The following is an 11,940-nucleotide window of genomic DNA, read 5'->3' as shown; positions in this document are numbered from 1 at the left end:
GCGCTGTTAAGGTTGGGCGGAGGCCAGGCGCGTACGAACCTCGACGCGGTCCGGATCTCCAGGCAGCGCGCTCCGCTGAAAGACGACCTCCTCGTCCCAGAGCTCCGCATCCAGGAAGGCTTGGCGCACGGTGGGGCCAGCCTCCACCAAGGCGGAAAGCACGCCTGCGGCCCCGAGCTTGTCCAGCAATGCGGGAATGTCGGTGTGGAGCGAGGCGTCCAATCCCCTGGCGGCGGCCGCGTCCAGGTAGGCTCCGGGGGTTCGGCCGCGCCGGTCCAGGATCGCCAGCCGCCGACGCCGGCCGGGATGGTCGGCGACGTGGCGTACCGTGAAGGTCGGATCGTCGGCCAGGACAGTGCCCGAGCCGGTGATGATCGCCTCGCAGCCACGCCGAAGCCGATGGGCGTGAGCCAAGGACTGCGGTGAGGTAAATGTCTTTGCGACAGGAGGCGGGATCATGCCGCTCCGCACGTCCAGCGCCGTCTTGACCAGCACCCAGGGACGGCCGGTGCGCGACAGCTTGGCGAAAGGCGCGATCAGCCGCCCGGCCGCACGCGCGAGTTCGGGCGCATCCGGATGGTCCAGCTCCGAGATCATGGCCACCGCCAGCCCAGCCTGCCCCAGGCGCGCGAAGCCCACTCCGGGCGCGCGCGGGTGTGGGTCGAGCGCGCCGATCCAGACCGCGCGAACGGGCGTCGACAGCAGCGCCTCCGTGCAGGGCGGCGTGCGCCCGGTATGGCTGCAGGGCTCCAGCGTCACCACGGCGGTGTGAATGCGCTCAACCAGACCCGCGGCCCGGCAGGCCGCAATCGCGGCGGCTTCGGCGTGGGGCTGGCCGGCCCGCACATGGGCGGCTTTGGCGAGCACCTCGCCAACCGCGTCCAGCAGCACGCAGCCGACCGGCGGGTTGGGCGCGGTGGCGCCGACGAAGGTGTGGGCCTCCTCCAGGGCGAGGCGGAACGCGTCAGCCACCCTGCTGGCGCGTCCGATCATCCGCCAGCCTCGCCGGTGGGCAGCCGATGCCCCATCTTGTCGCGCTTGGTCGCCAGGTAATGGGCGTTGTGCGGGTTCGACGGCAAGACGAGCGGAACGTCTTCGCGCACCCTGACTCCATACCGTTTCAGCGCCACGCCTTTCGACGGATTATTGGTCAGTAGCCGGATGTCGTCCAGACCGAGCGCCTGGATGATCTCAGCCGCCACACGGTAATCGCGTGCGTCGGTTGCAAAGCCCAGCGCGGTATTCGCCTCGGCGGTGTCCAGACCGCGGTCCTGCAGCTCATAGGCGGCGACCTTGTTGGCCAAGCCGATCCCGCGCCCCTCATGGCCGCGGACATAGATCAGCGCGCCGCTGCGGTTCTCGCCAATCAGGCGCAGGCCGGCGCGGAGCTGTTCGCCGCAGTCGCAGCGCAGCGACCCGAGCGCATCGCCGGTCAGGCACTCCGAATGCACCCGCACCAGGGCGCCGGGCTCCGGGTCGCCTCGGACCAAGGCCAGATGCTCAACCCCGTCCGCCAGGCCGCGAAAGGCCCGCATGAGCAGACCTTCCGCCGTATAGGCCGACGGCAGGTCGGCGCGAGCGACCTCCTCGACCAGACTGAGACGATGAAAGGAGGACGCAACAGCTTTCTGCATCAAGACGGTCTTTGTCGTTCTGCAATCTGGTGGCCGGCGCGGGATCAAATGCAACGACCTTGAGACCGTTAGTGCCGATGGTGTGCGGCAAGGTTCACGTCGACCGATTGAACGCTGGAGCCGCCAAGCCGCACAGACGCTCGACATGGCGGGGCTAGGCCGCGGTAAAGGATATCTCGGCATGACCCCGCGACGTTGGGACTGGGCGCTGTGATCGACCTTCCAGGTGGTGGCCGCGAAGCTGCGCCCGAGTGGCGCAAGCCTGGATGGTTGGCGAGGGTAGGCGCACACCTCGGTTCTGGCCGACGTGTCTTTCCATCGATCGAACAACGTTTGATTGATGCGCAGATGCGGCCGTCCGGCTTTGACTATATGCGCTTCGGCCTTGCACTCTCGGTGATATTCTTTCACAGCCTCGAATTCAGTTCTCGCACCCCCGCTCTGTGGATCTTGACCCACCGCCCATTCAATGTATGGGACATCTCCATCGTCCCGATGTTCTTCACTCTGAGCGGTTTTCTTGTCGCCGGCAGTTTGGATCGAGCGAGATCGCTTCTCGATTTTATTGGATTCCGGGTGCTCAGGATTTTTCCGGCGCTGGCCCTCGATACGTTACTCTCAGCAACGATTTTCGGTGCGGCGCTGACCACATTGCCGCTGCACGCCTATTTTCAATCACCAGTATTTCGCGCATATTTTCTGAATATGTTCGGTGGTATTCATTATTTTCTTCCAGGCGTATTCGTTAAAAATCCATATCAATTTGTGAATATCCAACTTTGGACGATACCATATGAATTGAGTTGCTATCTGATGCTTCTCGGATTGAGCCTGGCTGGGATCTACCGTCGCAGGGCGATCTTCTTAGCTGTCTCGCTCCTTTTAATCCTGTTTTTCCAAGCCTGGCTGCCGCTTTTGAGCATAAAAGACTACCGTCATGGCTTGGTTGCGACATCTTTCCTGGGGGGCGTCGCCATGCATCTGTATCGCGACCGTATTCCTTGGAGCCCGTGGATATTTCTACTCTCACTTGTGGCGATGGCGGCCGCCGCCGCTATTCCACACATGGTGCAATACTTACCGATTCCGCTGGCGTACGCGACGATCTTTCTCGGAACGTTCAATCCGAAGCGAGTGTGGCCTATCAACGGGGGCGACTATTCGTATGGGATGTACTTGTACGGCTTCCCCATAGCCCAAGCCTTGATCGCCACGCTTCCGGCCGCGCGGATATGGTACGTTAACTTTGTTCTCACGACGCTCGCGACGGGCGGCGTGGCCCTGTTGTCCTGGCGCTTCGTCGAGAAGAAGTGTTTGGCTTTGAAGCCCAAACTCTTCGCATTCAACGCCCAGCTGCTGAAACTGCGGCCGCGAGGCGTTACGTCATCTCAGCCGGCCCGGTCGGAATAGGGGGGAACGCGGCCAGCCGCCGCCGAATCTCCAGCTCGTATGTGGGCCGGGGGCTCAGATACAGGCGCGCACCGGACATAAATCCCGTCGCATACCCACGGTAAAAGCTCGAGGCGAGCTTGACGGTAAGCTCGACCGGACGCCGTATGCGTCCCGCCACTGAAAGGGCCAAAACAATGAAGCTTCGCCTCGCCGCCGCCGCGGCGATCGTGGGATTGACGGCCGTGCACGCCGTCGCCCAGACCCCCTCGCCGAACATCGCCGCCGCCGTCGCCGACGCAGGGCGGCCCGAGAAGGACACCAAGCTCGACGCCTCGCGCCATCCGGCCGAGATGGCCGCCTTCGCCCGGATCATGCCCGGCGAGGTGGTGATGGATGTTTGGCCGGGCGGCGGTTACTGGAGCCGCATCTTCTCCAAGGCGGTCGGTCCCAAGGGCCACGTCTACGCCTACGTTCCGGCCGAGATCGCCGGCTTCAAGTCCGATCCCGTCGGCGTGGCCAAGGCTATGGCCGCCGAACCCGGCCGCGAGAATGTGGAAGAGGTGTCCCAGCCTCTGGGCGACGAGCCCCCGGCCGACTTCCACAACACGATGGACGTCGTTTGGACGTTCGAGAACTACCACGACATGCACAATAGCTTCATGAAGGGCGCCGACGTGAACGCCTTCAACAAGGCGGTCTTCTTCGTGCTGAAGCCCGGCGGGTCATACGTGATCGTCGACCACGCTGCGCCGGCTGGCTCGGGTCTGAAGAACACCGAAGACTTACACAGGATCGATCCCGCCGCCCTGCGCGCCGAGGTCGAGAAGGCCGGCTTCCGCTTTGAAGGCGAGAGCAAGGTGCTGGCCAATCCCGAGGACCCGAAGACCGCCAAGATCTTCGACCCGGCCATCAAGGGAAAGACCGACCGCTTCGCCTATCGGTTCGTGAAGCCCAAGGCCTGACGCCAAGCGCCGCTAAAATACGGGCGGAGCCGTCGGCTCCGCCCGACGCGCCCTCAGGAACAGACAAGTTAGGTGATGAATCCGCCCTTCCTCGGCTGCCTCGCCATTTGGAGGCGGTATAATAGGTGAGATAACGATTTTCCTAAATTCAACCGCTCGCGACAGACCATCTTAGCCTGCCACGGCGAGTTAATCTGTCAATACAGTCGGGCGAGGCGCCCCCACGGCCTACCACGCTATCACCTAGTCGCGGGGGATGTCTTCTGTAGCAGTACGTTCAGCTGCGAGAGCGGGCCGATGGGGATCAGTTCGTAGGTCAGAAAGCCCTCCCGGGTCAGCGGCAGCGCCTCGAGCCAGGATTGCGCCTCTTCGCGGCTCGACGTGCCGAGGATCATGACGCCGCCTGGTCCGTCCTGGCGTCCCCAGAACTGTTCGATCTTGCCCTCGAGGTATTGCCGGGTGACGACCTCCACCTCCTCCCGCATGAGCGCCTCCGCCTGGGTGGGCGTAAACGGTTTGACCGCGTTGATGGCGAGGAACTTGGCCACTGCGAACTCCTTGGTCGTGTGGATCTCGTGATGATTGATCGGCCGCCCCATATTCGGAATGCGGCCCAATTTGAGCGCCAAGATCCCCCTGCTGCTTTCAGGCGCTCACCACTTGCCTGCGTGCGCGCCGCCGTCGACATGGAGTACATCGCCGGTAACCTGGCGGGCCTCGGTAGCATAGATAACCGCGTCGACAATGTCTTGAACCTCGGAAATCGTGCCCAGAGGCGATAACGTCTTCAGGAAATCCTTGGGGTTATTCTTGTGCAGTGGTGTGTCGACCACGCCGGGCGCGACCGTATTGAAGCGGATGTTATGCTTGGCGTACTCGTTGGCCAGGCTGCGGCTGATGGCGTCGATGCCGCCCTTGGTGATCATCGGCACTGAAGCCGTCAGGCTGGCGTTCGGATTTTCGATCAGGGAGGTCGTGATGCTGACCACGCTGCCGCCCGATTTCTGCTTCAGCATCTGCTTTACCACTTGCTGGGTGATGTAGAAGAAGCCGTCCACATTGGTCGAGATCAGCGCGCTCAAATCGTCGGCAGAATAGTCGATGAACGGCTTGGCGATGAAGATGCCCGCATTGTTCACCAGCGCGTCGACCCCACCAAACTTGCTGACCGCAGCGTCCACCACCTTTACCGCGGTGGCGGCGGCGGCAATATCGCCATCGACCCGCACCAGCTTCTCGGACTGTGGCAGCTCGGCAGATTGGGAAACGGTGCGCGAGGTGGCGGCGACATTGTACCCCTTGTCGAGGAAACCCTTCACCACGCCGGCGCCAATGCCTTGCGACGCGCCGGTAACGATAACTGTCTTGCTCATGATCTGCACTCCCTTGAGAACGTGACCAACGCTACCCGGCTTGCGCCTTCTCGATTAGGTGGAAAAATATAGAATTACTTTCTCATTTATGAGAAAGTAACGTCATGGCCGATCTGAACGACATCGTGGTCTTCGTAAAAGTTGCGCAGCTCGAAAGCTTCAGCCGGGCAGCGCGCGCACTCGGCATGCCGGTTTCGACGGTAAGTCGCCGGATCGCAGAGCTGGAAGGCGCGCTCGGCGTCGTCCTGCTGCAAAGAACAACGAGGAGCCTAACCCTGACTTCGCAGGGGCGCGATTATTTCAATCAATGCAGCGAGCCGCTCAACCTATTGGTCGATGCCGAGCGAGTATTGACCCAGACGCAAAGGATGCCCGAGGGGTTGCTGCGGGTGTCCGTCCCGGTGACCCTGGGGCAAGACATTTTCTTGGAGTTCATCTCGGATTTTCTTAATAATCATCCACGTATCAAAATTGACCTTTTCATCACCAATATTTTCCTCGATCTGATCGTGGAGAATATTGATGTTAGTATTCGTTTTGGCGACTTAAAGGACTCCGCCTTGGTTGCGCAGAAATTAGGTTCGCAAATCCGCTACATTGTTGCATCTAAAGATTATTTACAGGGAAGGGGGCTGCCAGTCGAGCCGGATGATCTCGTATCGCATTCCTGCGTGCTTCTAAACGCTAAAAACAATGAAGGAGAGTGGGAATTGATCAGCGGGCAGAAGCGAAAAACGATTTCCGTCCTCGGCCCGATTGCTAGCCGGGATTTCCAGTCCGTCAGCAGCTTTGTCTATCGTGGGCACGGCGTCGGCTTCCTGCCTTCGAGCTATTGTGAGGCGAAAATCGAGACCGGCGAGTTGGTGAGATTGCTTCCAGAGTGGACGTCCAAGCAGGTTGATATTCATGCCGTCTATCCAACCCGGAAATTCCGACCAGCGCGGCTACAGCTCTTTCTGGAGGCATTGAAAAGTTGGAAAGACGCTCCCTGGACGTCGCCAACGGCGGAGTTGGGCGCTTAGCGCTCTGCACACTTCTTCTTGCCTAGCCGACTTAGGCGCAACCGGGCGACGTGCCGAACGCTGGCGTCGTCTTCCTAGCTCTTCACCGTGCTGATGTAATCGTCCACCCGCCGCCCCAGCACCTCCAGCGGCATGGCGCCGGACAACAGGCCCGCGTCGTGGAAGGCCTTGATGTCGAACTTCGCGCCCAGCGCCGCCTTAGCGCGGGCGCGCTGGCCCTCCCAATAGGTGTGGCCGATCTTGTAGCTGCAGGCCTGGGCCGGGATGGCGCAGTAGCGGTTGACCTCGCGGGTGGTGAAGCCGACCGCGTCGCCCGTCAGGTCGCCCAGCGTTTGAACCGCCTTCTCCTGGCTCCAGCCCATGGTGTGCATGCCGGTGTCGACGATGCAACGTCCGGCGCGGAACATCTGCCCCTTCAGCCAGCCGATGCGGCCGAGCGGACTGTCGTCGTACATGCCGATCTCGTTGGCCAGTTGCTCGGCGTACAGGGCCCAGCCCTCGCCATAGGCCGAGAGGTACATGTTACGCCGAAGGATCGGGATCTCGGTCGATTGCAGGGACAGGCCCATCTGCAGCTGATGGCCCGGCAGACCCTCGTGGTAGAGGGTGGTGTCGAGGTTCCAGCGCGGCCACTCCGCCGTGTCGTGCAGGTTGAAGCGGATGTAGCCCGGCCGCGACCCGTCGAGCGAGGGCGGTTCGGAATAGGCTCCAGGCGCGCCGGAATCGATCGCCGCGGGTATGGCCCGCGCCTCGACCTTGTAGGGCGGCAGGCGATCGAACACGGTCGGCAGGCGCGCCTTTACGGCTTCGAGCTTGGCCTGCAGATAGGCCAGGAGCTGGGCCTTACCCTCGGGTGTGTTGGCGTAGAACTGGGTCGGGTCCTTGAACAGCGCTTGCACCCGCTGGCCGAGCGAGCCCTGGGTCAGGCCCTGCGCTTTCAGCAACACATCAAGACGCGCGCCTATCTCCTTGGCTTCGTCGAGGCCGAGCTGATGCACCTCCTTCGGGGTCATCGAGGTCGTGGTGGTGTAGCGCAGGTTGGCGGCGTAGAAGGCCTCGCCGTCCCTGAACCGCGAGATCCCCGGGACGTGGCCGGCCTGGGCGCGCGCCGCCTTCACCGTCGTCATCTGGCGGTCGAGCGCGGGCAGGATCATCGTTTCGTGCAGATGCGCCGCCCCCTCTGCGTAGCGGGCGGGCAGGCCCTTGTCGGCGGCCCGCTTGGCGAGGCTCGCCACCACGCGGGACTGCGAGGCCGGGACGCGGATCTGGCCCATCTGGGTCAGGGTGATGTCGATCAGGAAGTCCGGCGGAACCACGCCCTTGGCCGTATCGTGGCGGAAGCGCTCGGTATTGTCGTCCAGTGCCCCGGCGAGCGCCTTCATGCGGTCGAGATAGGCCTCGGCGCCTTCCGCATCCTCGACCTTGTGCTTGTTCTCCAGGAAGTCCGGCACGCCATGGTAGGCCCCGGTGATCGGGCTCAGGACGTAGCAGGAGGGCGAAAAGCCGTCCGTACCGCCCATGTCGAGCGCGAGCACGCGACGGCGGGATTCGACCATGTAGGCGACGGTGTCGTAGTTGACGGCGTCCATGCCGGTCAGCGCCTTCCGGTCGATTGCGGCCAGACCCTGCGCCTGGCGCGCCACATCGGCCCGGTCGCCTTCGATGCCGACCCGGCTGACGTCCTTCAGCCTGTGCTTCAGAGGCGCATTGGCGCCAGTATCCAGCCCAAGGTCGGTCGCGCGCTCGGGGTCGCGCTGAAGCTCCTCAGCCCAGAACGTGTCGAGCAAGGCGGTGAGTTTTTGCCCCTGGTCCGCCCCGGTCGCATGCGTTGCGGCGTGCACGGGGGCGGCCACGCCTGCGGCGACGGCGGATGCGAGCAGTTGGCGACGATCGAGCATGATGGTCTTCACCCCAAGGTCGCGAGGTGTTTCCTCGCGAGGCTGCTGAACGGTAGTCAAAGATGGCGGTCTACGCCAATGCCGGAGATCGGGCGCAAACTGGTTTCGATGAATAGGGGAGATCGGAGGTTGGGGGGGCGTCGCAACGGGTCGTAGGCGTAGTAGTGTCCAAGAGCGTCGCCCGACAAATTCCCTCTTGCCGGTACGCCCATGGATTCAAAGGCGCTAAAAACGCAACCCTAATGCTAGTCGGGCGGACAGCGAAGTTCGCTCACGAAGTCGTAGCGATCGCCACGGTAGGCCGACCGGGTGAACTCGACAGGCGTGCCGTCTGCAAGCCGGGTCAGGCGTTCGATCCGCAACACCTCGGAGTTTTGTCGGATCGAAAAAATGCCGGCCTCCGTCGGGGTCGCAAGCGAGGCCCGTATCCGCTGCTGGCCTGTGACGGGATTGAACCCCCCGGAGCCTAGCGCAGCATAGAGTGAGTCTCCGAGTTCACTCAGATTTGGCAGGAAGCGCGCCGGGACGACGGCGTGTTCGATCGCCAGGGGCTCGCCGCCGAGCAGGCGTACGCGCCCAAGCCGCGCCACCGAAGTCGTCTGTGAGATCTCTAGCGCGGTGGCTTCCTCATCAGTCGGCGTCGCATAGGTGCGGAACATCCAGATGACGCCCGGACTATCCCCTCGGCGCCGAGCGTCTTCGCTGAAGCCGCTCAGGATGGAGCCCGGGGCCTCGATCCGGGGGGCGACGAAAGTGCCGGAGCCCTGTTTGCGGAAAAGCAGCCCCTCCTCGATCAGCTTCTCGATGGCCTTGCGGATGGTGACCCGCGACATGCCCGTCATTTCCATCAGGTCGCGCTCTGAGGGCAGGGCGTTGCCTGGGTCTATCCCGCCATCGTTTATATGTCTGCGTAGATTGGCGGCGAGCTGAAGGTAGAGCGGAGTGCTGTCGTCGGCGCGCGCAGCGAGTTTCTCGCGCATATCAGGATCGCCTGTTGGCGTGTGCATCAAGAGCTGCACGCAGGTTTTGGTGGTTATCAACTAACAGTTTATCGGCTTGCGCCGAATCGATGCCTGTCGCCAGAAGGACAGCTTTCTTGATTTCGTCGCCCGCTTTGGCCATGGCTTCCCGAGCGGCCTCTTCGTCAACACCCGTAAGTTGTTTTACGATGTCTCGGGCCCGATTCGACAATTTCTCGTTAGATACGCGCATGTTGACCATTAGACCACGGTAGACAAGGCCGCACCTTAACATAGTGGCAGTTGAAAACAGATTCATCATGGCCTTTTGGGCGGTTCCCGCCTTCATCCGCGTGGAACCGGCGATCAGTTCGCTGCCTGTATCAGCGAGCAGGGGATGTTCGGCGTGCTCGAGCACCGGGGTCCCAGGATTGTTGGATATGCCGATCGTCAACGCCCCTCTCGATCTGCCGTAGCGGAGCGCCGAAACGGTGAAAGGCGTGCGTCCGCTCGCAGCGACGCCGATCATGACGTCGTTCGTCCCCACGCAGACTTGTTCAAGCTGGGCGACGGCGTCTTCCTCGTCGTCCTCGGCGCCTTCGGCGCTCTGCGAGAGCGCCGTGATTCCGCCCGCCAGGACATAGATCAGCCGCTCCTCGGGCCATCCATAGGTGGGAGACAGCTCGACTCCATCCTGGACGGCGATGCGGCCGGAAGTGCCGGCGCCGGCGTAGATCAGGCGACCGCCCAGCATCAGTCGCTCGGCCGCCGCCTCGCTGGCCAGGGCAAGGTTGCGGAGTTGGCTATGGAGGGAGGCTACGGCCGCCAGTTGACCTTCCAACATGGCTTCCACTGCGAGCAGGGTCGGCCAGCGATCTATCTCGACGAAACGAGTGTCCACGGTTTCAGTCGACATTCAAAACACCTTGAAAGTGAGGAGGATTGACCTGTTCGCGGACCTTCGAGCGGCCCAGCACGCAGGTCAGGAAAGACGCTCCAGCACCCAGGCAGAGTTGCCATGGGAACGCGAGACGTCGAAGCGTATCCGGCAGGCCGAGCCGATCGGCGACGTAGGGCTGGAGTAGCAGGATCACCAGGAAACCAACACCCAGGGCCGCCATCACCGAGGCGGCCGAACCGCGTCGCGTAAAGACGGCGGTGAAATAAACGCCGAGTAGGCCAGCATAGGCGAAGTTCATTACAGACAGAACGAAATCCAGCAGGGGCGCGTTTGTATAGCGCTGCCAATAGAAGGACAATATGGCCATGCCGAGCGTGGCGAGCCCTGTCACGGCCATGCCGATGCGTCCGGCGAAGACATAGTGCGACTCCGGAGCTGGGACCCCTCGCGCGCGCCAGGGCCGGTAGAAGTCCTGCACCAGCACCGACGACATGGCGTTGAGCGCCGACATGGTGGTGCCGACGGCGGTCGCCAGCACGCCGGCGGTAGCCAAGCCCCTCAGGCCCGGAGGCGTCTGGGTCAGAATGAAGCGCATAAACACCGTGACGTCGCGGTGTCCGGAGCCGGGATGGGCCTGGGATAGCGTGTGGCCGCCCATTAGGTCCGGGCGAGTATAGACGACGTACAACAGCGTACCGATAGCGATGAAGACCGCCACCACCGGAATTGTCGTGAGCACGGAAAGATACAGCCCACGCGACCCCGCCCTCGCGTCCTTGCAAGCCAGAAGACGTTGGGTTGTGTCTTGGTCCAGGCCGAAATTACCGATGTAGAGCAGGGTGACGCCGGTAATGATCGCGGGAAGGGAGAAGGGGCTTCTCAGGTTCCAGGAAAACTCGAGCAGGCGGAGCTTGTCGTTGCCGTCCGGTGTGGATGTCAGGCCGGACAGCAGTTGAGGCAGCGGCGCGTGCACCTTGGAGGCCAGAAGCGCCAGAATCGCCAGGGCGGCGACGGAGTAGGTCGTGAACTGGATCAGGTCGATCCAGACGATCGATCGAAGACCGCCATGGAAGGTGAACAGAAAAGAGGCGATGATCAGGATCGTCGCCGCGACCATGACGCTGGAGGCGCTCACATCGTTGGCGATGATCATCGAGACGGCGATGGCGGCGAGATACAGGCGGGCCCCCCCGGCGAGAATGCGCCCGACCACGAACATCGCCCCAGCCGCCCGCATGGCGGCTGAGCCGAAGCGCCGCCCCAGCAGTTCGTACACGGTCGTGACGCCTTCCCGATAGAACCGGGGCATGAGCACCCGGGCCACGAAGACAGCAGCCAGCAGGGCGCCGATATTGGTGCTCAGATAGGTGAAGTCGCCGCGGAACCCATAATCAGGTCCGCCGAGGAAGGTCGCCGCGGACTGGGTCGTCGCCAGGACGGAGATGGCGGCCAACCAGGACGGCACAGCTCCGCCGCCGAGGAAATAATCTCTCGCATCCCGCGTTTGCCGCCGACTAAGTATTGCGCCGGCGGAGGCGATGACGAGAAAATATCCCGCAATGACGCACCAGTCCAGAAGTCCGAACTGCCCGGTCATGTGTGCTCCAAGTCCGACCACCCATCAAATCTACTCACAGTCGACCTTCATATGCGCGAAGACCGGTCATGCTGGCGTTTACCAATTCCTGTCGGATGGACAAAACGAATGATGGCTGGCCCCGGTGTTCCCGGAGCCAAGCCATCGGGACGTCGCTTCAGCTGGCTTCAGTGGCGCGCCGTCAGCGAGAATGAAAACGCCC

General features: G+C 62.6%; 11 protein-coding genes. 3 read left to right on the top strand and 8 right to left on the bottom strand.

Annotated elements, in window-relative coordinates:
* Window positions 1–6: 6 nt before the first annotated feature.
* The gene (ribD, locus tag GSQ87_RS09605) at window positions 7–972 is read right to left on the bottom strand and encodes a bifunctional diaminohydroxyphosphoribosylaminopyrimidine deaminase/5-amino-6-(5-phosphoribosylamino)uracil reductase RibD (protein WP_158915245.1); all 966 of its coding nucleotides are present in this window, start codon (window positions 970–972) and stop codon (window positions 7–9) included.
* Window positions 973–989: 17 nt separating this feature from the next.
* Window positions 990–1,634 carry a GTP cyclohydrolase II gene (gene ribA, locus GSQ87_RS09600; protein WP_254062856.1) on the bottom strand — a complete coding sequence of 215 codons (645 nt, stop codon included), beginning with the start codon at window positions 1,632–1,634 and terminating at the stop codon, window positions 990–992.
* Window positions 1,635–1,844: 210 nt separating this feature from the next.
* Between ribA and GSQ87_RS09595 the strand changes: the two genes are divergently transcribed.
* Window positions 1,845–3,044, top strand: a complete 1,200-nt coding sequence (locus GSQ87_RS09595) for an acyltransferase (protein ID WP_254062855.1) — start codon at window positions 1,845–1,847, stop codon at window positions 3,042–3,044.
* Between the two features lie 176 nt (window positions 3,045–3,220).
* Window positions 3,221–3,988 carry a class I SAM-dependent methyltransferase gene (locus tag GSQ87_RS09590; protein ID WP_174241422.1) on the top strand — a complete coding sequence of 256 codons (768 nt, stop codon included), beginning with the start codon at window positions 3,221–3,223 and terminating at the stop codon, window positions 3,986–3,988.
* Window positions 3,989–4,227: 239 nt separating this feature from the next.
* Here the strand turns inward: GSQ87_RS09590 and GSQ87_RS09585 are convergent, their stop codons facing one another.
* Both GSQ87_RS09585 and GSQ87_RS09580 read right to left on the bottom strand, forming a co-directional pair.
* Window positions 4,228–4,605 (bottom strand): hypothetical protein, encoded by a 378-nt coding sequence (locus GSQ87_RS09585; RefSeq protein ID WP_158915243.1) that lies wholly within the window; start codon window positions 4,603–4,605, stop codon window positions 4,228–4,230.
* A gap of 36 nt (window positions 4,606–4,641) precedes the next feature.
* Entirely contained in the window at window positions 4,642–5,361 is a 720-nt protein-coding gene (locus GSQ87_RS09580) for an SDR family NAD(P)-dependent oxidoreductase (RefSeq protein ID WP_158915242.1), read from the bottom strand.
* 104 nt (window positions 5,362–5,465) lie between these two features.
* Between GSQ87_RS09580 and GSQ87_RS09575 the strand changes: the two genes are divergently transcribed.
* On the top strand, window positions 5,466–6,383 hold the full coding sequence (locus tag GSQ87_RS09575) for a LysR family transcriptional regulator (RefSeq protein ID WP_158915241.1): 918 nt from the start codon (window positions 5,466–5,468) through the stop codon (window positions 6,381–6,383).
* 74 nt (window positions 6,384–6,457) lie between these two features.
* Here GSQ87_RS09575 and GSQ87_RS09570 read toward each other — a convergent pair whose 3' ends face one another.
* From GSQ87_RS09570 to GSQ87_RS09555, 4 genes are all read right to left on the bottom strand, one after another.
* On the bottom strand, window positions 6,458–8,281 hold the full coding sequence (locus GSQ87_RS09570) for a DUF885 family protein (protein ID WP_158915240.1): 1,824 nt from the start codon (window positions 8,279–8,281) through the stop codon (window positions 6,458–6,460).
* 245 nt (window positions 8,282–8,526) lie between these two features.
* On the bottom strand, window positions 8,527–9,261 hold the full coding sequence (locus tag GSQ87_RS09565) for a GntR family transcriptional regulator (RefSeq protein WP_158915239.1): 735 nt from the start codon (window positions 9,259–9,261) through the stop codon (window positions 8,527–8,529).
* 1 nt (window position 9,262) lies between these two features.
* Window positions 9,263–10,156: an N-acetylmuramic acid 6-phosphate etherase gene (locus GSQ87_RS09560; RefSeq protein ID WP_158915238.1), complete on the bottom strand. Its 894-nt coding sequence runs from the start codon at window positions 10,154–10,156 to the stop codon at window positions 9,263–9,265.
* Window positions 10,146–11,738, bottom strand: coding sequence for a sodium:solute symporter (locus GSQ87_RS09555; protein ID WP_158915237.1), 1,593 nt, complete (start codon window positions 11,736–11,738; stop codon window positions 10,146–10,148). Before GSQ87_RS09555 ends, GSQ87_RS09560 begins: the two co-directional genes overlap by 11 nt.
* Window positions 11,739–11,940 lie beyond the last annotated feature (202 nt).

The sequence above is a fragment of the Caulobacter sp. S45 genome, assembly GCF_009765965.1.
Taxonomy (GTDB): Bacteria; Pseudomonadota; Alphaproteobacteria; order Caulobacterales; family Caulobacteraceae; genus CAHJWH01.
The sequence above is the reverse complement of the archived record's forward strand: the minus strand, read 5'-3'. Positions and strand labels throughout refer to the sequence as shown.

Coding starts and splice junctions, on each gene's coding strand:
- ribA (WP_254062856.1), bottom strand. CDS start 1,634: ATGCAGAAAGCTGTTGCGTCCTCCTTTCATCGTCTCAGTCTGGTCGAG.
- GSQ87_RS09590 (WP_174241422.1), top strand. CDS start 3,221: ATGAAGCTTCGCCTCGCCGCCGCCGCGGCGATCGTGGGATTGACGGCC.
- GSQ87_RS09580 (WP_158915242.1), bottom strand. CDS start 5,361: ATGAGCAAGACAGTTATCGTTACCGGCGCGTCGCAAGGCATTGGCGCC.
- GSQ87_RS09575 (WP_158915241.1), top strand. CDS start 5,466: ATGGCCGATCTGAACGACATCGTGGTCTTCGTAAAAGTTGCGCAGCTC.
- GSQ87_RS09570 (WP_158915240.1), bottom strand. CDS start 8,281: ATGCTCGATCGTCGCCAACTGCTCGCATCCGCCGTCGCCGCAGGCGTG.
- GSQ87_RS09565 (WP_158915239.1), bottom strand. CDS start 9,261: ATGCGCGAGAAACTCGCTGCGCGCGCCGACGACAGCACTCCGCTCTAC.
- GSQ87_RS09560 (WP_158915238.1), bottom strand. CDS start 10,156: ATGTCGACTGAAACCGTGGACACTCGTTTCGTCGAGATAGATCGCTGG.
- GSQ87_RS09555 (WP_158915237.1), bottom strand. CDS start 11,738: ATGACCGGGCAGTTCGGACTTCTGGACTGGTGCGTCATTGCGGGATAT.